Origin of the sequence: Paenalicyclobacillus cellulosilyticus (genome assembly GCF_014647315.1) — a bacterium.
GTDB lineage: Bacteria > Bacillota > Bacilli > Alicyclobacillales > Alicyclobacillaceae > Alicyclobacillus_J > Alicyclobacillus_J cellulosilyticus.
The window spans coordinates 1-16,706 of sequence record NZ_BMOY01000004.1 but is presented as its reverse complement, the minus strand read 5'-3'; the positions used below and the strand labels follow the sequence as shown (position 1 = coordinate 16,706).

16 protein-coding genes, 3 tRNA genes and 2 pseudogenes are annotated in these 16,706 nt (G+C 62.8%); 12 read left to right on the top strand and 9 right to left on the bottom strand.

All coding sequences use genetic code 11. The features are described 5' to 3' along the window. The first annotated feature begins 49 nt into the window (after positions 1-49). Positions 50-1,315, top strand: a complete 1,266-nt coding sequence (locus tag IEX97_RS02090) for an HD domain-containing protein (protein ID WP_229776247.1) — start codon at positions 50-52, stop codon at positions 1,313-1,315. Here IEX97_RS02090 and IEX97_RS02085 read toward each other — a convergent pair. Then, complete coding sequence (locus tag IEX97_RS02085) at positions 1,283-1,897, bottom strand: DedA family protein (RefSeq protein ID WP_229776245.1); 615 nt, start codon at positions 1,895-1,897, stop codon at positions 1,283-1,285. The genes IEX97_RS02090 and IEX97_RS02085 overlap by 33 nt on opposite strands. Before the next feature lie 310 nt (positions 1,898-2,207). Between IEX97_RS02085 and IEX97_RS02080 the strand changes: the two genes are divergently transcribed. After that, complete coding sequence (locus IEX97_RS02080) at positions 2,208-3,452, top strand: glycosyltransferase family 2 protein (protein WP_188880860.1); 1,245 nt, start codon at positions 2,208-2,210, stop codon at positions 3,450-3,452. 84 nt (positions 3,453-3,536) lie between these two features. Here IEX97_RS02080 and IEX97_RS02075 read toward each other — a convergent pair whose 3' ends face one another. Beyond that, positions 3,537-3,869: a YunC family protein gene (locus IEX97_RS02075; RefSeq protein WP_188880859.1), complete on the bottom strand. Its 333-nt coding sequence runs from the start codon at positions 3,867-3,869 to the stop codon at positions 3,537-3,539. A gap of 357 nt (positions 3,870-4,226) precedes the next feature. On the opposite strand from IEX97_RS02075, the gene IEX97_RS02070 reads away from it, so the two are divergent. Continuing rightward, positions 4,227-4,715 (top strand): divergent PAP2 family protein, encoded by a 489-nt coding sequence (locus IEX97_RS02070; RefSeq protein ID WP_188880857.1) that lies wholly within the window; start codon positions 4,227-4,229, stop codon positions 4,713-4,715. A 25-nt stretch (positions 4,716-4,740) separates the two neighbouring features. On the opposite strand, the gene IEX97_RS02065 is transcribed toward IEX97_RS02070, so the two are convergent. Both IEX97_RS02065 and IEX97_RS02060 read right to left on the bottom strand, forming a co-directional pair. Continuing rightward, positions 4,741-5,100, bottom strand: coding sequence for a hypothetical protein (locus IEX97_RS02065; protein ID WP_188880856.1), 360 nt, complete (start codon positions 5,098-5,100; stop codon positions 4,741-4,743). A 57-nt stretch (positions 5,101-5,157) separates the two neighbouring features. Beyond that, on the bottom strand, positions 5,158-5,646 hold the full coding sequence (locus IEX97_RS02060; RefSeq protein ID WP_188880855.1) for a DUF4149 domain-containing protein: 489 nt from the start codon (positions 5,644-5,646) through the stop codon (positions 5,158-5,160). Positions 5,647-5,706: 60 nt separating this feature from the next. Between IEX97_RS02060 and IEX97_RS02055 the strand changes: the two genes are divergently transcribed. After that, entirely contained in the window at positions 5,707-6,180 is a 474-nt protein-coding gene (locus IEX97_RS02055) for an NUDIX domain-containing protein (protein ID WP_308426174.1), read from the top strand. 28 nt (positions 6,181-6,208) lie between these two features. Here the strand turns inward: IEX97_RS02055 and IEX97_RS02050 are convergent, their stop codons facing one another. Together IEX97_RS02050 and IEX97_RS02045 are read right to left on the bottom strand one after the other, a co-directional pair. Next, complete coding sequence (locus IEX97_RS02050; protein ID WP_188880853.1) at positions 6,209-7,075, bottom strand: 2-oxoacid:ferredoxin oxidoreductase subunit beta; 867 nt, start codon at positions 7,073-7,075, stop codon at positions 6,209-6,211. Between the two features lie 2 nt (positions 7,076-7,077). Next, a pseudogene (locus IEX97_RS02045) lies at positions 7,078-8,806 on the bottom strand (2-oxoacid:acceptor oxidoreductase subunit alpha). Between the two features lie 403 nt (positions 8,807-9,209). On the opposite strand from IEX97_RS02045, the gene hepT reads away from it, so the two are divergent. Beyond that, a complete protein-coding gene (gene hepT, locus IEX97_RS02040) occupies positions 9,210-9,680 on the top strand; it encodes a type VII toxin-antitoxin system HepT family RNase toxin (protein WP_188880852.1) in 471 nt (156 codons plus the stop codon). Positions 9,681-9,726: 46 nt separating this feature from the next. Here hepT and IEX97_RS13975 read toward each other — a convergent pair. After that, positions 9,727-10,089 (bottom strand): annotated as a pseudogene (locus IEX97_RS13975) (3D domain-containing protein); the annotation flags it as partial. Positions 10,090-10,398: 309 nt separating this feature from the next. Between IEX97_RS13975 and IEX97_RS02030 the strand changes: the two are divergent. The 4 genes from IEX97_RS02030 to IEX97_RS02015 are packed head-to-tail and all read left to right on the top strand — an operon-like array spanning position 10,399 to position 14,306. Continuing rightward, on the top strand, positions 10,399-11,418 hold the full coding sequence (locus IEX97_RS02030) for an ABC transporter ATP-binding protein (protein ID WP_188880851.1): 1,020 nt from the start codon (positions 10,399-10,401) through the stop codon (positions 11,416-11,418). Beyond that, positions 11,418-12,383 (top strand): ABC transporter ATP-binding protein, encoded by a 966-nt coding sequence (locus tag IEX97_RS02025; RefSeq protein WP_188880850.1) that lies wholly within the window; start codon positions 11,418-11,420, stop codon positions 12,381-12,383. Before IEX97_RS02030 ends, IEX97_RS02025 begins: the two co-directional genes overlap by 1 nt. Before the next feature lie 32 nt (positions 12,384-12,415). Next, positions 12,416-13,327, top strand: a complete 912-nt coding sequence (locus IEX97_RS02020; RefSeq protein WP_188880849.1) for an ABC transporter permease — start codon at positions 12,416-12,418, stop codon at positions 13,325-13,327. A gap of 58 nt (positions 13,328-13,385) precedes the next feature. Then, positions 13,386-14,306, top strand: coding sequence for an ABC transporter permease (locus IEX97_RS02015; protein ID WP_188880847.1), 921 nt, complete (start codon positions 13,386-13,388; stop codon positions 14,304-14,306). A gap of 88 nt (positions 14,307-14,394) precedes the next feature. On the opposite strand, the gene IEX97_RS02010 is transcribed toward IEX97_RS02015, so the two are convergent. Further along, positions 14,395-14,685 (bottom strand): hypothetical protein, encoded by a 291-nt coding sequence (locus tag IEX97_RS02010; protein WP_188880846.1) that lies wholly within the window; start codon positions 14,683-14,685, stop codon positions 14,395-14,397. Between the two features lie 191 nt (positions 14,686-14,876). Between IEX97_RS02010 and IEX97_RS02005 the strand changes: the two genes are divergently transcribed. The 3 genes from IEX97_RS02005 (at position 14,877) to IEX97_RS01995 (ending at position 15,148) form a co-directional block, all read left to right on the top strand. Further along, positions 14,877-14,952: transfer RNA gene (locus IEX97_RS02005), tRNA-Lys, on the top strand. Positions 14,953-14,956: 4 nt separating this feature from the next. Further along, positions 14,957-15,031, top strand: a tRNA-Gly gene (locus IEX97_RS02000). 27 nt (positions 15,032-15,058) lie between these two features. Then, positions 15,059-15,148 (top strand) — tRNA-Ser (locus IEX97_RS01995). Positions 15,149-15,743: 595 nt separating this feature from the next. Here the strand turns inward: IEX97_RS01995 and IEX97_RS01990 are convergent. Further along, the coding region (locus IEX97_RS01990) for an IS1634 family transposase (RefSeq protein ID WP_444541804.1) at positions 15,744-16,706 on the bottom strand (963 nt) is incomplete at its 5' end.

Below are 16,706 nucleotides of genomic sequence, written 5' to 3'. Positions count from 1 at the left end.
GACGGTTCCTCCGGGGCTCTTCTTTTGTGTGGTGAAGGGAGGATGGGCGGTGGCCGTGTTTGAAAAAGTCCTGAAAGACCCGGTGCACGACGAGATCCGGGTCGACGACCCGTGGATCTGGCGCCTGGTGAACACGGCGGCGGTGCAGCGGCTGCGCCGGATCCGGCAACTCGGCACCTCGTACTTGACGTTTCACGGCGCGGAGCACAGCCGCTTCACCCATTCGCTGGGCGCGTACGAGACGATGCGGCGGGTCCTGGATCACCTGCGCAAGGAATGCGGATGGCCGGAACATGAGCGGGATCGCCGCCTCGCGCTCGCCGCTGCGTTGTTGCACGATGTGGGCCACGGCCCGTTCTCGCACACGTTTGAATCCATCCACCCGGTGCACCATGAACACTGGACGCGGCGGATTTTGGAGGAAGACGAGGAATTGCACGGCATCCTCGCCGAGATGGGAGAGGATTTCACCGCCGAACTCATCGCCATTCTGCGCAAAGAAGGAGGCAACCCGTACATCCGGCAACTCATCGCGAGCCAGCTCGACGTGGACCGCATGGACTACTTGCTGCGGGATGCGCTGCACACCGGGGTGTCGTACGGCCGGTTCGAGCTCACGCGCCTCATCCGGTCGCTCACCCTCGCCGACGGGGCGGTGGTGCTGAAGGCGAGCGGCATGCACACGGCCGAACAATACATCTTCGCTCGTTATTTTATGTATACACAGGTCTATTTCCACCCTGTGACGGTCGGCAGCGACGTGCTCGTGGCCCAAGTCTTGCGGCGGGCCAGCGAGTGTTGGCAGGACGGGTCGCTCACGGAGATGCCGGCAGAACTCACGGTGCTGCTCACGGAGGACCCGGAACGGGTCCGGGTCGAAGACTACCTGGCGGTCGATGAGTCGACCTTGTTGTACGCGTTTCGCCGTTGGTCGCAAGCGGCCGATCCGGTGCTCTCCGACCTGGCGCGGCGATTTTTGCACCGCCGGCTGTTCACGTACGTGGTGCGGCCCGAGCCATCGCCGGAGGAGTGGGCGGCGCTGCGCACGGCTGCGCGCGCGTTGGGTTTCCATCCCGACTACTACATATGCGGGCGGACCTCCGCCCTCTCCGGTTACGTGTACCGCGGCGAGGGCATCACGCTGCTGTTGCCAAGCGGTGAGAAGACGGAGCTTTCCCGTGTGTCGAAGATTGTGCGCGCCTTGGTGCCGGATTCCGAGTACCGGCTGTTTTTCCCCAGGGAGCTGTTGGCGGGAGGGGGTCCGCAACAAGCGCGCATCCGTTCAATTCTCGGCGTCGGAGGACCCGGGGTGTGACCGTTCCCGGCGCCCCAGCCAGAACCAGACGACGGCGGCCGCCAGGATGGCTGCGCCCACGTAGACGAGCGGCTTCACGTAGGTGTCGACCTGGGACCAATGCCGCCCAAGTTCATACCCTGCCACCGCCAGGGCGAAGTTCCAAGGCAGGGAGCCGAGGGCGGAGTACAGGATAAACCGCCATAAACGCATCTTGGCCATGCCGGCAGGCAACGAGATGAACGTGCGCAGTGCCGGCAGCAGTCGGCAAACGAACACGGTGATCTCGCCGTAGCGCGCAAACCACGCTTCCGCCCGTTCAAGGTGGGACGGACGCAGGAGCACGTAGCGGCCGCAGCGAAGGATGAAAGGCCGGCCGCCGTACAACCCTACCGCGTATGCGATGAGGCCGCCGAACACATTGGCGGCGGTGGTGACGAGGATCACGGCCGGCAGAGACAAGGTGTGTTCGGCCGCGAGATAACCGGCGTAGGGGACGACCGCTTCGCTCGGAATCGGGATGCATGCACTCTCCAAGGTCATCAGGATGAACACGGCCGCCATCCCGTAATGGGCGACCCATGTGCTGAGGTGTGCGGTCACACTGGAGCCTCCTTGGCATAGAGATTGAGATGGGTGGACAAACCGGGTGGGGCCCTGCTCGTTCGCCACGGCATGCACACGCGGTTTGCGGTCTGGCCCACGGCTTCAGAGTTATCGTACAGGATAACGGACAAAATGTGAACGAATGTCCCAGTTTGTCCTGGGCGGATTCATTGACATTGTGCCAGGCTGTCCGCAAAATGGGACGTATGGGTTCCCCTCCGCGGGGCGTATGGGTTTTGTCACGGGACGCGACGGGTTCCGCGCCGGCCGTTCGGCGATGCCAGACTGAAAGCTGAGGGGATGTTTGGTGTCCCTGTTGCAGGTGTTGGTCAATGCGTGTTACACGGTGATGCAACTGTTGACGGGCGCCATCGGCGTGTACCAAATCGTGCTCTCGCTGTTTGGGGTATGGCACCGCAAGCGCGTCCTGCGGTTTGCCCCCCAAAAGCGGTTCGCGGTCATCATCCCGGCGCACGACGAGCAGCGGGTCATCGGACCGCTCATCGACAGCTTGCAGGGACAGGACTATCCGCGGGACCTGTACGATATTTACGTGGTCGCCGATAACTGTACGGACCATACGGCTGAAGTCGCCCGCCGGCACGGGGCGGTGGTGTATGAGCGTTACCACGAGACGAAGCGGGCGAAGGGATATGCCATCGAATGGATGTTGGAACAACTGTGGCGCAGCGGCAAGGCGTATGACGCGGTGGTGATGTTCGACGCCGACAACCTGGTGGCACCGGACTTCCTGCGGATCATGAACGACTATTTGTGTGAAGGCCATCGCGTCATCCAAGGTTACCTCGGGGTGAAGAACCCGTTTGACACTTGGGTCAGTGTCTCGATGGCCATCTCGTATTGGTACAGCAACAGGATGTGGCAAAACGCCCGGCAGAATTTAGGCCTCTCCTGCTCCTTGGGCGGGACAGGGTTGTGCATCGACATGGCGTTGCTCAAGGAACTGGGATGGGGGGCAACCGGCCTCACGGAAGACCTCGAATTCGGGGTCCGGTGCGTCGAGCGAGGCATCTATCCGGTGTGGGCGCACGACGCGAAGGTCTACGACGAGAAGCCGACCGGGTTGTGGGCGTCGGTGCGTCAACGCCTGCGTTGGATGCAGGGGCATTTCCATTGTGCGCGCACCCATATGTGGCCGCTCATCCTGGCGGGGTTGCGCGAGCGCAACCTGGCCAAACTGGACGCGGGGATTTACCTGTTTCAACCGATGCGTTTTCTCATCCTGTTTCTGACCTCGCTGATGATGGTGTTGCAGGTGGCGACGCCGCACACCTTCATCAACGACATGACGCGCCTGTTGCCGACCGAGTTTTGGGTGGTCGTCAACGTCTTGCTGTATCTTCAGCTCCCTTTGGCTCTGCTGTTGGAACGAGTGAATTGGCGGGCGTACTTTGGGCTGTTCATCCTGCCGTTTTTCCTGTGGACCTGGGGGCCGGTGGTGTTGCAGGCGTATTTCACCCGGACCAACCGGACGTGGGTGCACACCGTCCACAAGCGGGCCATCCGGTTGGATGAATTGCGCAGCAGGTGAGCCGGTCTTTTCGGTGTGTCTGCTCGGAGGCGATTCCGGCTGTCCACCCTGGAGGCCAGGCGGGCGCCAGGCGGGCGCAGGCCGTTACGCCTGCGCCGCCGTGGCGGAGGCAGCACGCTGCATCCGCGCCAAGGCCTCCCGGACAGGCATCCCCTCCCGGATGCCGAGGGCTTCGGCCGCCTGGGTGCAGGATTCCACATGGCCGTGCAGGAGTTCGTCGATGGTGCGGACGCCGACCGCCCGTGCGGCGACAATACCTCTGTCTGCCAGCTTATCGCGCAATAAGCCAATGTCGAGGGCGCCGCACATCACATATCCGCCCTCTGTCCGCAGGATCAACAGGTCGGTTTTCGGCAGTTGGACGTGGATGGCGATGGCTGTGAAGTTCTCCATCGGAACGGGATAGACCGTGATCATCGCTGCTCTCCCTTCTCGTGTGCACACGCGCGATGGCGTGCGGCGGTCCCGGTGCAGTGGCAGCGAAACGTCGGATCGCCACACTTCGGCCTCCTTCAATATATGGAACGCGAGCCTGTCTCGCCCAGGCATCTGCCGCACGTGTTGCACCTTGGATGATGCCGATGTCCATGTACCGGCGAACAGCCGATTGGGGCTGGCGCGGGAATGTGGTACCATGGAGTTGAACGTGTTGTGGCGGTGGTGAACGAAGGGACACCGCCGGCGGTGGGCGAGTCCGGTGGTCGTACATCCTTCTTTGGTGGGAAGGATGCGCGAGGCAGGCTTGCGGGCGGTGCAGGGAGTGTGGATTTGTTCATGCGGACGGATGTCCTTGCGTTTCTGTGGGGGTTGTGGCGGAACGCGCCGTTGATGGCGGCCATCACCGCCATCCTCTTCACGCAGGCACTGAAGGTCCCTATCCATTATTTGACGCACAAAGCTTGGGACTTCCACAAGGTCATCGATGCGGGGGGGATGCCCAGTTCGCACGCAGCCGGCGTGGCGGCGTTGACGAGCGCGCTGGCCATCGTCGTCGGCCCGCAGTCGCCGGTGTTTGCGACGGCGGTCGTATTTGCGGCCATCGTGATGTACGATGCGGGCGGCATCCGCCGGCACGCCGGGGAGCACGCGGTGTTGCTCAACCGGCTTGCGCTCGAAATGGCACAATCGAACATGAGCTTCGAGACCTCGGTCACCCAGGAAGGCGAACGCCTCAAGGAGATCCTCGGGCACGAACCGAGGGAGGTCGTCGCCGGCGCGTTGGTCGGCATCATCATCGGTTGGCTGTTTGGGAAATGGTGGTGAGAGGCCGGGCTTGCGGTGCCGCCCGCTAACGGGCGGCACCTTCATCTCTGTGCTCGCCAGCTTCTGTACCGGGTTGCTCTTCATCTTTTCGGAAGGCGCCCGCGCCGGCAATTCCCTCGAGCAGCGGCGATTCGCGGGTGATCTTGTCCACGACGGCTTGCAAGGCGTCGGCGGCGGAAGCGACGACGGGCGATCCGTACACGATGAGCCGCTCCCCTTCCAAGGGCACGGCGACCGCGTACCAAGCGCCGCTTTGTTCTTGGAACAGCTCGATGCGGTAGCGGTTGTGCGCGGTCCGGTATTCATACTCTTCCTTGCGCAACAGAGAACAACCTGACGGCACGCGGACGCTCGTGAATGCATGCGGTGGAACTTCATGCGGCAACCTCAGAGACCCCCTTTGGCGGTCGTTCCGGACACCCTGCTTGGCGGATGAGGTGGTTTACCAGAGGCGGCCGTGATCGCGTTGTTCCGCCTGAATGGCCAAACACAGCGCGATGAGGGCGGCGGCCACGATACCGAGCAGGTCGAGGGACATGGAGACCCCGTGCCACATCCCGAACTGGCGCAGCTGCGCCTGCGGCGCGCGGCTGACGGGGCCCATGGCGCGTTCAATCCGCTCGATGTGCGGCAGGATCAGCCAACGATTGGCCGACGCAGCCAAGGCGCCCGCCCATGCCGACACGTTGCCAACCCAGAAGGCCATGCGCGGCGTCCTGCCGGCGAGCGCCGTGTACAGGAGCAGGACCAGGATGGACGCGACCGCACACAACAGGAAGAAATCAGGAAACAACAACTGGACCACGTTCGCCGCTTCGTCCTCAGACAGGCGGGAGAACACCTTGGCCGCCACGAAAAACGAAAAATAGACCGCGGAGCCCAACCAGACGGACAGGCCGAGATACAACAACCAACGGAAGAACGAGCGCAAGCGGGAAACACCTCCAGGAGCATTGTACCATGCATGTCTGGCAAAAGGGGGAGAGCCTGCGTGGAGCATGGCATCATTCGGCCGGCATTCGGATTTCATATGAACCCGGCGCATCGCCATTCCCCCGAAGCGGTGCTCGTGCTGGCGGAATTCGAGGATGGCTGGGTGTGGGTTCGACACCGCACCCGCGGCTGGGAGTTGCCGGGGGGCAAGTTGGAACCAGGGGAGTCCGCGGAAGCCGCGGCACGACGCGAAGCGGCCGAGGAGGCGGGCGCGGTGCTGGGACCGATGCGCTGGGTGGCGGAGTACGCGTACACCAAGCCGGGCGGGACAGCGTGGAAGTGGGTATTCGAGGGCTCGCTGCGCGACGTCCGCGCGCGCCCGGAGGATGCCGAGACGGTGGATGTACGGGTCTTCCGGCCGCTGCCGCGGCCGGAAGACCTGCGTTCGTGGCCAGGTGTCAGCCCGCTGGTGCTCGATGATGTCTACGCCGAGCTCTGGCGTTGGTGGATGACGCAAAGGCGCGAAGGGTAAAACGGATGTCACATCCGGTCGGAACCGTTCAGGCATACGCCCGCAAGGTTTTCTCGAACAGCGCCGGATCCATGTGAATGTCGGAGAACGCGATGGGCTCCTCCCGATAGCCGGGGATCTGGTCTTCGTACGGTACGCTGTGCTCGTCCTTGTAGATGAGACCGGTGCACAGCCCGTGCGTCTCCACGACCATCTTCATCGCCGCCGCACGGTCGGTCGGATCGTAATCCGGTATCTCGTCCAGGTTGCGGATGTGCTCCTTGTACCAATCGTAGGTGTTGATCTTGTTGTACGTGACACAAGGGCTGAACACGTTCACCAGCGCGAAGCCGCGGTGCTGGATGGCTTCCTGGATGAGCCGCACCAGCTGGTTGACGTCGCTCGAGAAACCTTGCGCCAGGAACGTGATGCCTGCGGCGAGCGCCACCTGCGCCGGGACAATGGCGTTCTCGATGTTGCCGGACGGCGTCGTCTTGGCCTTGAACCCGTGCGCGCTCGTCGGCGAGTGCTGGCCTTTGGTCAGGCCGTAGATCTGGTTGTCCATCACGATATACGTGATGTCCATGTTCCGGCGGACGGCGTGCATGAAGTGATTGAGGCCGATGCCAAATCCGTCGCCGTCGCCCCCTGCCGCAATCACGGTCAGGTTCCGGTTGGCGAGTTTCAGCCCCTGCGCGGTGGACAAGGCGCGCCCGTGCACCCCGTGGAAGCCGTATGCGTTGATGTAACCGGAGATCCGCCCGGAGCAGCCGATGCCCGAGACGATGGCCACCTCGTGCGGCTCTTTGCCCAGGGCTGCGAGCGCGCGTTGGATGGACGCCTGGACGGAGAAGTCACCGCACCCCGGGCACCAGTTCGGCCGCACGTCGTTGCGGAAGTCCTTGACCGTCGCCATGATCACATCATCCCCTTGCAATGGTTGTAGATCTCCACAGGCAGAAACGGCGTCCCGTCAAACTTGAGCAGGCTGGACACCCGCGGGTGCTCGACGCCGAAGAACGACATCAAATGGCGCAGCTGGCCGGTGGCGTTGTTCTCCACGACCACGACTTGCTTGGCGTCCGCGATGGCCTCCTGCAGTTGCCGCACCGGGAACGGCAACAAGGCGTGGACGTGCACATGCGCCGCCCGGTAACCCTGTTGGCGCAAGCGCGCGGCCGCTTCCGCGATGGGTCCGATGCTCGAGCCAATCCCGACGATGGCGACATCCGGCTGCGCATCGCCCGTGCGCACGACGCTGCCCGGCAACTCCACGCCGCGCAGCTTGCGCATGCGTTTTTCCATCATCTTGGCACGGTTGGCCGGCGTCTCGTTCGGGCGCCCCGTCTCCATGTGCTCGACACCGGTGACGTGGTGCAGGCCGCCTTTGACACCCGGGAACACGCGCGGCGAAATGCCCGACTCGGTGATGGCGTAGCGTTTGAACTCGTGGTGTACCGGCAGGTCGGCCAGTTCTTCCGGTGCAACCACGAGCCCGCGGTCAATCTCGATGTCCTCCAGGCGCAGCCAGTCGGTCGTCTGCTTGCTCAAGGAGAGGGCGAGATCGGTCATGACGATGACGGGGCATTGGTAGTACTCGGCCAGGTTGAACGCCTTGCCCATGACGGTGAAACATTCCTCGGTCGTCGCCGGGTTGAGGACGATCTTCGGGATTTCGCCGTGGTTCCCGAACAGGGCCGCCAACAGGTCGGACTGCTCCTGCTTCGTCGGCAAGCCGGTGGACGGCCCGCCGCGTTGCGTGTCGACGATGACCACCGGGGTCTCCGTCATGCCTGCGAGGCCGATGGCTTCCATCATGAGCGACAAGCCCGGCCCGGAGGTGGCGGTGAAGGCGCGCGCGCCGCCGTACGCGGCACCGATGGCCATGGTGAGCGCCGCGATCTCGTCCTCGGTCTGGACGACGACGCCGCCCACTTCCGGGAAGCGGCGGATGAGGGATTCCATGATGTCGGACGCGGGAGTGATGGGGTAAGCCGGCATCACCCGTGCCCCGGCCGCCAAGGCGCCGAGCGCAATGGCGTCGTTGCCCATCATGAACAGGTGGCGCCGCGGCTCGGCCGGCTTGAGGGCGAACTCCGGCAAGGCACCACCGAGATCGCGCATATATGCGTAACCGCGCTCGATGGCCTGCATGTTCTGCTCGACCACTTTTTGCCCCTTGCGGCTGAACCGCTCCACGACGACCTCCGTGAAGATGTCCACCGGCAGGCCGAGCACACAGGCCGAGGCGCCGAGCGATACCATGTTCTTCATGATGGCCGAACCGCACGCTTCGGCGATTTGCGTGAGTGGCACGGGGAACAGGCGCACGTGCTCCGGGGCCGTCGGGTTGAACTTGGCATCCGCGATCACGACACCCCCCCGGCCGCACCTCGCCGACGTTGAGGTCGATGGATTCCTGATCGAACGCCAACAACACGTCGGTGTATTCCGTGCTGGCGCGGTACCGCTCCAGGCTGACGCGCACCTTGTCGTTGGAGTGGCCTCCTTTGATGCGCGAGGAGAAGTGACGGAAGGAGTAGACGTAGTAGCCACGGCGGTTGAGCGCAATCGCGAACGTCTCGCCGGTGCTCTCGACACCTTCTCCCTGTTGCCCGCCAACTTTCCACGAAAGTTGATCCAACATGCGTTCTTCCACTCCTCTTCGCCTGAACTCTGTCCTTCCAAGGGCTCTGCCTTCTGCCTGTTGTTTCCCATCGGGCAGCCGAACCGTGGTGAGCACATGAGGTCCAACAGAGCGGGCAGATGCGGATGCTTCTGTCCTTCAAACCGAATGGAAGCGACGCCGTGGTCGACGCGTTGTCCATGCACTCCACAGAGCCGTTCGGGCAACAAACGGGGCCTCGCGCACGAGGCGCACGGCCCAAGGCAGAGGTGGAAGCGTTTCTTTGCCAAACTGCCGTCACCTATTATACTGTACGGCGATCCGCAAGGAAACCGAGTTGTTTGGCGGGGAAAAGAGGAAAAAAGAGAAGGTAGCAAGAACGCATTCGACATGGCTGCAGCATGAACGCAAAGGAGGGGATGTTGTGTTTGTGACCGATGCACTGCGCGGTAAGGTGGAGGCATACCTGGCCACGATGGAGCGGTGCGCAGCGTGGCTGGCGGAAGCGGCGCGAACCTTGCAGGAGGAGGGTGAAACGCTTGCGTCCGATGTCACGCTGCGCCTCGCCGCCGAGCGCGCCCTGCACGTGGCCATCGAAAGCGCGCTGGACGCCGCGAACACGGTCATCGACGCGTTGGTGATGCGTGAGCCTGGCGGGTATGCGGATATGATCCGCGTGTTGGCGGAAGAGGGCGTGGTCTCACGGTCGTTTTCGCAAGCGTTCGCAGCCGCGCTCTCGTTTCGCTCCCGCCTGGTCCGCGACTACCTGCAGCTGACGGCGGAAGAAGTGGCCGATGCCGTGCGGCAGCTGCAGCACCTGTTTCCAGAATTTGCAGCGTCGCTGCGGCGGTACTTGCAAATTCAGCCGTCGTCCACGGCACCACCGCCACGTTGACGTGGCGCCGCACGCCGAACCGGATGGCGGAAACGGCGTCGGGCATGAGGATGTCGATGTGCCGCCCTTTCACCGCGCTGCCGGTGTCTTCCGCCACCCGCCAGCCAATTCCTTCGATGTAGAGCGGGGTGCCGAGCGGAATCACGTGCGGATCGACCGCCACCGTACGGCCGAACGTGGCCCGCGTGCCGCAAAACGTGATGCCGAAGCCGGGATCGTCAGGGTGCTTGCCTGTCGATTGCGCGTCGAGGCTGTACGCGGTGAGGGTGAATTCGCCCAGCGTCTTGTGCGCCACCGCCTCGACCGGGATGCGGCGGAGGCGCTCAAACACGGCCAGGGTGGTCTGCACCCTCTCCTGCGGGGCGCCGCCCGTTGGGAGCGGGATGGCACCCGGAAGCAGGGGTGCCATACAGATCAGCCACAACCACAGCAGATCCGTTGGTCGTCTCATGTTCATGAGTGTAAACACAGCTTGGACAAAGAATACATCGCATGGACAGCTCCCGCCGAATGGATTCGTCGTTCACGGCCGGCGGAGAAACCAGCGGGGTAGGGCCGAACCTTGCCGTTAGAGGTAGAAATTCGATGTTCAGCCCATGCGGATGATTGATATACTAGTCGCAGCGAGCGTTCTGGCCAAGCGATTGGGCTTAATCCTATGTTTTTGTTTTGCTATTCAGGGCGCAGGGGGACGCCTGCGCTGCGCTTGCGGGGTGCAATGACGCGTTACGGTCGTTCCTGGCGGAAAGAGGTGAATCCATTGGCCAAGGTGCTCGACGTTCGGGGGTTGCGCGTCGATTTTCGGATCGACGAGCGGTACTACCCGGCGGTCCACGACATCCACTTCCATATTGATGAAGGGGAAACCCTGGGCTTGGTGGGCGAGTCGGGGTGCGGGAAGAGCGTGACATCGCTTGCCATCATGCGCCTGCTCGGCCCGGGTACGAAGGTCAGCGGCGAGGTGCGTTATGGTGGCAAGAATCTCTTGGCCATCCCCGATGCGGAGATGCGCCGCATTCGCGGCAACGACATCAGTATGATTTTCCAAGAGCCGATGACCTCATTGAATCCGGTTCAGCGGATCGGCACGCAGATTGGCGAGAGCCTGTTCCTGCACCGGGGATTGACTGGACGCGCGGCGCGGGAACAGGCCATTCAACTGTTGCAGGAGGTCGGCATCCCGCGGGCGGAAGAGGTGGTGGATGATTACCCGCACCAGCTGTCCGGCGGCATGCGGCAACGGGTGATGATTGCCATCGCCATGGCGTGCAACCCGAAGCTGCTCATCGCCGACGAGCCGACCACCGCGCTCGACGTGACCATCCAGGCGCAGATCCTCGATTTGATGCGCCGGTTGTCCCGGGATCACGGGACATCCATCCTGCTCATCACCCACGACCTGGGGGTGGTCGCGGAGATGTGCCAGCGCGTCGCGGTGATGTACGCGGGACAGATTGTGGAACAAGGCCCGGTGCGTGAGATCTTCAAGCATCCGCAGCACCCGTACACCATCGGCTTGCTCAACTCCATTCCCAGGATGGACGGGCCGCGCACCCGGCTTACACCCATTGAAGGCAACGTTCCGTCGCTGCGCAACATGCCGCGCGGGTGCCGGTTTGCACCCCGGTGTCCGCACGCCATGGACGTCTGCCGCGCACAGGACCCTGAACCTGTCATGGTGGAGCCGGGCCACGACGTGCGCTGCTGGCTGCACGCGCCGGTGAAGGAGGCCCGATGATGGCAGAACCGTTGCTGCGCGTGAAGGATTTGAAGAAGTACTTTCCCATCCGGAGAGGTGTCCTGCAGCGGACCGTCGGTTACGTGCGGGCGGTCGACGGCGTATCGTTCGAGGTCGAACGCGGCGAAACGCTCGGCGTCGTGGGTGAGTCGGGCTGCGGCAAGTCGACCATGGCCCGCAGCATCTTGCGCCTTATCGAGCCCACCGCAGGCGAGGTCTGGTTCGAGGGCGAGAACCTGTTGCGGCTGTCCGGAAGTTCGTTGCGCCACATGCGGCGGCAGATGCAGATTGTGTTCCAGGACCCTTATGCGTCGCTCAATCCACGCTACTCCATCGGCTACACCTTGGAAGAGCCGATGATTGTCCACAGGCTGCATACCCCTGCGGAGCGAAAGCGACGGGTGCGCTGGCTCTTGGAACGCGTGGGGCTCGATCCGGACTATGCGAAACGCTATCCGCACGAGTTTTCCGGCGGCCAGCGCCAACGCATCGGCATTGCGCGGGCGCTCGTCCTGCAGCCGAAGCTCATCCTGTTGGACGAGCCGGTGGCGGCGCTCGACGTGTCCGTGCAGAGCCAGGTGTTGAACCTGCTCGAAGACCTGCAGGACGAGTTCGATTTGACCTACATCTTCGTCGCGCACGACCTCAGCGTTGTTCGGCACATCAGCGACCGGATCCTGGTTCTGTATCTCGGCCGGATGGCGGAGTTGGCCGACGCGGAGGTGTTGTTTGTCGATCCGCTGCACCCGTATACCCGGGCGCTTTTGTCGGCGGTGCCGGTGCCGGACCCGGACGCGAAGCGGGAGCGGATCATCCTGCGCGGAGATGTGCCAAGTCCCGCCAATCCGCCGCACGGCTGCCCGTTTCACACGCGCTGCCCGGTGGCGATGGACGTGTGCCGGTCGGAGGTGCCGGCGTGGCGCGAGGTCAAGCCCCGCCACTATGTCGCATGCCATCTTTATTGATGGAGCCGGGCGGGAAGGAAGGAGGCGGAGAAATGTCCACCGTGTTGCCGAACGGATCGCTCACCCAAGCTGCGGAGCGCAAACGGGGCATCGGGCGTGCGTTGGTCAAATCCATACGCGAGTATCCCATGGTGTATCTGGGGTCGTTCATCGTGTTTGTCCTCATTGTGGTGGCGGTGTTCGCGCCGTGGCTGGCTCCGTACGATCCGACGAAACAATTCGCCAACGGTCTGACGCCGGACGGGATGCCGGTGGCGCCGAACCACCAGTTCTTGCTCGGGACGGACGACGTCGGCCGGGACGAGCTCTCCCGGCTCATCTACGGCAGCCGCGTCTCCCTCGAGGTCGGCATCTTCGCGACGTTCATCAGCTTGGTTATCGGGACGACGCTCGGACTCATTTCCGGTTACTTCGGCGGCGTGATTGACTCTGTCATCATGCGCTTGACCGACGTCGTGCTCGCGTTCCCGTTCCTCCTGTTGACCATGGCGCTCGTCGCCGTGCTGCAGCCGAGCGTCACCAACGTGTTCATCGCCATCGGCGTGCAGGGGTGGGGCACCATGGCGCGCGTCGTGCGCGGGCAGGTGCTCGCCGTCAAGTCGTTTGAATACGTCCAGGCCGAGCGCGCCATCGGCGCGTCCACGGCCCGCATCCTGTTTCGGGTCATCCTCCCGAACGTCCTCGGTCCCGTCATCGTGCTCGCGGCGCTGAGCGTGGGGTTCAACATCCTGGCGGAGGCAGGCTTGAGCGTCCTCGGCATCGGTGTGCAGCCCCCGACGCCCAGCTGGGGCAACATGGTCTCGGAAGGCTTGTTGACGTACCGTTTTGCCCCTTGGATGATGTGGGCGCCCGGCACAGCCTTGCTCATCGCGGTGCTCGGCTTCAACCTGCTCGGGGACGGCCTGCGCGACATCTTCGATCCGCGGACGACGACGCACGGCTGACGTAAGACGATGGTGCGTCCATGTAGGTCGTGGTGCGTCAGTTAAGGAGGGAGCATACGTGCTGTCATATATCGTTCGGCGGCTGGGGGCGGCCGTGGTGGTCCTCTTCGGGATCTCCTTGGTCACGTTCATCATCGCCTTCGCGGTCCCGGCGGACCCGGCTCGTCTCATCGTCGGCGCGAAAGCGTCGCCGGCGATTGTGGCCGAGGTGCGCCATCAACTCGGTCTCGACCAGCCGCTGCCCGTGCAGTACATCCACTACGTTTGGCGCTTGCTCCACGGCGATCTCGGCACGTCCTACGTCTACAACATGCCGGTGGCCTCGTTGATTGGCCAGCGCATCGGAGGCACGGTGCTGTTGGCGGTCGCCTGTTGGTTGGCGGAGCTCATCATCGGCATCCCGCTCGGCATCTACACCGCCCGCCGCGCCCGCACATGGATCGACTATGCGGTGAGCGCGCTCGCCCTCGTCGGGATCTCGTTGTTCGTGCCGTGGCTGGGAGAGGTGTTGCTGTACCTGTTCGCGTTCAAGCTGCCCGTCTTCCCGCTGGGAGGCACCGGCGGCATCCGCCATCTCATCCTGCCGGCGCTCACGTACGGTATCACGGGCGCTGCGGTGTACACCCGGTTGCTCAAATCCTCGATGCTCGAGGTGCTCGGCCAGGATTACGTCCGGACCGCGCGCGCCAAGGGCGCGTCGGAACAACGCGTCATCTGGCGGCATGTCGTCCGCAACGCCCTCATCCCGGTCGTGACGGTGGCGGGGATTGATATCGGCACGTTGCTGTCGGGTGTCGTCTTGATTGAAGTGACGTTCAACTGGAACGGGTTGGGGAGCCTGGCCACGGAAGCCATCAGCCAGTTGGACATCCCGGTGATCATGGGGACGGTGTTGTTCACCGCCGTGTTGGTGGTGTTGTTCAACCTGCTGGTCGACATCCTGTACGTATTCATCGATCCGCGCATCCGCTATGATTGATGGGGTATGATGCCATGGGGTATGATGCCGTGCGGCCGTGGAGGTACAACTTTTGGCTCCGTCCCCGGGATGATGAACCTGGGTATGGTCAAAATTGGATCCACGCCAACGGCGTCACCCCGGTATGCGAGGAAACAGCTTGCAGGAGATGAGGGAGCAACTCGCGCCCTTCCTGACCGCAATCGTCCGTCTTGGCTTGGACTTTGATGATCATGTCGGCGATGGACCCGTCGGGCAAAATGCGGGGAGGATGCATCTCGAAACCGCGCGGCGCATAGCCGAGATCACGCAGCACTTGGTGAATGAGCCGGGCGAGATCGGCATACGCCAAAAACCCAATGAGCCCTTGTTCCCGGTTGTAACACTCGACGATGCCCACTGCGCTGCCACCTCCCGCGCATGATCGTTCCATTATAAAAATAACATTTGACAGCAGGGGAAAGAAATCCTGCAGCAGGGGAGAAAACACCGGTTGCGATGCAGCCCGGGATGTGCTATACTCCTCACCGTGTCAAAGGCTGCGTGCGGGTGGCAGCCATCGGCTTTTTCCCATGTTCTAAGGACGCGAGTGAGCCATTAGCTCAGTTGGCAGAGCACCTGACTTTTAATCAGGGTGTCCCCGGTTCGAGTCCGGGATGGCTCACCACCGTGCGGAAGTAGCTCAGGGGTAGAGCATCGCCTTGCCAAGGCGAGGGCCGCGGGTTCGAATCCCGTCTTCCGCTCCACAGATGGTTTTGGATGGGTTGTATCATGGAGAGGTGGTCGAGTGGTTTAAGGCAGCGGTCTTGAAAACCGCCGTAGGCGCAAGCCTACCGTGGGTTCGAATCCCACCCTCTCCGCCAGAAGGAAAAGTCCGCGTCGCACAAGGCGTTTCGGGCGTTGGATGTCCGCATTTGTCCGTTCCTTGTGCGCTTCGTTTTTTGCAAAACCGTTGCGTTAAACCAGCGACTGCGGCACCCTCGGTTCGAAGGGAGGCCGCTATTTTCATGTCCATCTCATGGCAATCAGCGTTTGACGAATTCTTATGCACCAAGCAATCCGAAGGGCGGTCGCTTCGCACCATGCAGGACTACCGGAAGCACGTGTCCGCCTTCTGCCGCGAGCATCCTGATGCGTGGCCTGACACCCTCGCCCTCAAGCGGGCGGGTTGCCGCCCATTTCGCCGCCCTCCGCGATAAGTCCGCCACATACTACAACCTTCGTCGCGAATATCCCAGGCGTTCTTCCGTTGGTGTGTTGAGGAAGGGTATCTGCCATCTGAATCCCCCCCAAGGGCATCCCAAAGTGCAAGAATGAAGCTCAAGTTTGACACCACCCTTGATGTGACGCGGGTTTGTAGGCCCAAGTTTGTACCACACGCACTTTAGCCCCGCATCCCTGCGGGGCTTGGCGCAAGTATCGGTTCTGTTCCCGGGTTCTGTTTCCGGGTGGCCGACACTACTCGGCCTTGGCTGTCGGTTTCGATTCCGAGATGTGCACCGTCTGGGGCGGCACCGGAATCCCTAGGCTGGCCAGAATGGTCTTCACACGGTCGGATGGCTTCGTGACGCTCAGAAACTCCTTGTCCAAAAACGAGGCATGCACCGCCTGCCACCGCCTCAGTTCCCGTACCATCGCCTCTCCGGTGTACCAGCGGGCTTCGAGCTCCGCCTGGACCTTCGCTCGCTCCTGCTCGTCCTCCATCCTTGCCGCCGCTTCCGCGTCCCGCTGCCATTGCCGGCGGTACAGAACCTGCATCTCCTGTTCGAACAGGTACGCCAGCACACAGACAAAGATGTGGCCTCGAACCCGCTTCTCGTTCCAGTGGTACACAGGCCCCACTTCGAGGAAATTCTTGATCTGCCGGAACGACCGCTCAATCCCCATCAGCGTCTTGTAAGACAACACCACGTCCCCGGCGGGCAAGGTCGTGTTGGTGCGAATCAGGAACTTCCCGTCCCGCAACGCTTCTTTGGCGATGGCTTCTTCATCCCGGCCATACGTGAGCACGCCATCCTCGTACTCCACGTGAAAGAACCCCTCGACGCCCTTTTTCGTCAGCAGCTCCGCCACCTTGAGCATGACGCCTTTGCTGGTGGGCTTGCGGCCGCGCCGAGCCTGTGTCAATCGTTCCGCCAGCGCCGCAAGTCCTGCTTCTGCCTCCGTGATCGCGCTCTCCCGGAACGCGGCATCGTGCGCGGCTTTCTCCGGGTTGTAGCACAGAATGTACCGATCACCGGCTGTCTTCCCGTCATCCTCTACGCGGTCATCAGGCACCTCGAGGTAATACAGGTTGTCTTTGAGCCGCGTGTAGGTCCCCAGATCCGCAAACTGCTCCAACAGCCTGTCGCTGACGATCCGGCCGCGCTTGTGGAAACCGACAATGTACGGAAATCCAGCTTCCGCCATCCGGACCATGTT

Excerpts from the sequence above, each read along its gene's own strand:
- IEX97_RS02070 (WP_188880857.1), top strand. The coding sequence starts at position 4,227 with ATGCGGACGGATGTCCTTGCGTTTCTGTGGGGGTTGTGGCGGAACGCG.
- IEX97_RS02050 (WP_188880853.1), bottom strand. The coding sequence starts at position 7,075 with ATGGCGACGGTCAAGGACTTCCGCAACGACGTGCGGCCGAACTGGTGC.
- IEX97_RS02025 (WP_188880850.1), top strand. The coding sequence starts at position 11,418 with ATGGCAGAACCGTTGCTGCGCGTGAAGGATTTGAAGAAGTACTTTCCC.
- IEX97_RS02020 (WP_188880849.1), top strand. The coding sequence starts at position 12,416 with ATGTCCACCGTGTTGCCGAACGGATCGCTCACCCAAGCTGCGGAGCGC.
- IEX97_RS02075 (WP_188880859.1), bottom strand. The coding sequence starts at position 3,869 with ATGATCACGGTCTATCCCGTTCCGATGGAGAACTTCACAGCCATCGCC.
- IEX97_RS02030 (WP_188880851.1), top strand. The coding sequence starts at position 10,399 with ATGACGCGTTACGGTCGTTCCTGGCGGAAAGAGGTGAATCCATTGGCC.